Annotated in this window: 2 protein-coding genes; both read right to left on the reverse strand. The window is 32.0% G+C overall.

What is annotated here, in order from left to right; genetic code table 11:
* Positions 1-58: 58 nt before the first annotated feature.
* Positions 59-784, reverse strand: coding sequence for a hypothetical protein (locus tag ACFO3L_RS07960; protein ID WP_379965670.1), 726 nt, complete (start codon positions 782-784; stop codon positions 59-61).
* Between the two features lie 63 nt (positions 785-847).
* Positions 848-1,673, reverse strand: an 826-nt coding sequence (locus ACFO3L_RS07965; protein ID WP_379965673.1) for an N-acetylmuramoyl-L-alanine amidase, incomplete at its 5' end; no start/stop codon positions are given.

A 1,673-nucleotide genomic window follows, 5' to 3' on the forward strand; every position in this document is an offset into this window, starting at 1 on the left:
AAAAGTAATTGTAAGCTGCCGTGAGGCAGTTTCACATGGTTTTAATTAAAAGTATGAATTATTCAGGTTTTACATCATCAAAAATGTTCTCCAAATTTTTATCTTTAGAAAAATACCAATTTGAAAGATCTAGCCCTTTTAAATTTAATCCTTTAAAAACAAATGCAAAATCTTCAACGCGAGAGACATCACAACCTGGAAGATAAAGTTGTTGGATATTTGTAAAACTAAATAAGTGGCGAATTGAACGAGCTTCACTCAAATCTATCTTATTTAAATTATTAATTTTTTTTAAGTTTGTTAATCCCGAAAACAGAGACTCTGCACCGAAGTCAGTTGATGTAATCACTCCTCTTATATCAATATTTTGAATAATTTCTGAAAAATCAATCCATGGCGACTGCGTTTGGTGCCCTTTTTCTATATTAGGAAGAATCCCTTCTTCTAAAGTAAGTATTCCATCTTTAGTCACTTTCCAAACAACAGAACCATATTCTCCTTCCGCAATAATATTACTTAGTTGCTCTTCAATAGGATCCCTTGATTCACTAATTATTTCGCTTTCTGAATTAGAAAAAATTTCACTTGAACTTTCTACAGTTTCTAAGAGCTCTCCAACCATTTCTTTCTCTGTTTTTTCAGAAAAAGAAGATGTCATAGTTTCGATAGCAGTAGTATTTCCAACTACTTCTTCCGTAGCAAAAACAGTTCCTCCACTGCTTAATAGACTATGTATCCACAATATTATACATAACAAACGACTAATAATTTTTACTTTCTTCAATTTAATTTTCCTCGTTTCTTATTACGTTATAAAATATGATCACCTTAATACCATCTTTATTTTTCATAGCTCTTCTCCTGTCACAACTTCAATAAACTCTTTTGCAATTCGATCGAGATTTACTCTCAACTTTACTAAATCTTGATAGTTTGTAATAAAACCTAACTCTACTAAACGATAGGACACATCATAGTCATAAGAGAGATTTAAATTAAGTAAGTCTTGTCTATAACTCAACCCATTATTCTTTGAAACTCCCCCCCATAAACCATTGTATGTTTTCACAACATTCGCTAATTTCAAATCTTCTATATAAGATTTCTTTTTTGGGTGGACAATTACATGCCCACCTGTAGCTCCAATTCCAGCTGCATCTAGATGTATTTCTGTAATAGATGAAAGACCATCTTGAACACTATGGACGCCTTCTTTTTTCTGAGAATCTACGTACATATTCCTAGCAGTATCATAGAAAACAATCTCATTATTTTTTAATTTCTTTGCATATTTTTGTAAATACGGAAGTAATTCTTTACGTGTAAAATCTCGCTCATTTGTGCCGTTTCCTACTGCTCCAGGATCAGATGAACCATGGCCCATTACAAAAAGATGTGTCGTTTTCTCATCGATACTATTTTCAGGAATATAACCTATCCACTTATTACTTAAATCATAAATTGAAAAGTAACGAGTACCATTGAAATGATGATAGACTCCTTTAGCTTTAAATGTTTCTTTACCTATTTTCCCAGTTTCTTGTAATATCCAATTAAAATTATGATAGACAATCTCATCATTTGATTTAACAGTTACATATTTATCATATTCCTGATGTGCTCCTTGCTCACCGTTGCCCAAAGTTGTCCCTGATTCATTGATATAACCCAGC

Origin of the sequence: Enterococcus eurekensis, from assembly GCF_042654605.1 — a bacterium.
GTDB lineage: Bacteria > Bacillota > Bacilli > Lactobacillales > Enterococcaceae > Enterococcus_I > Enterococcus_I eurekensis.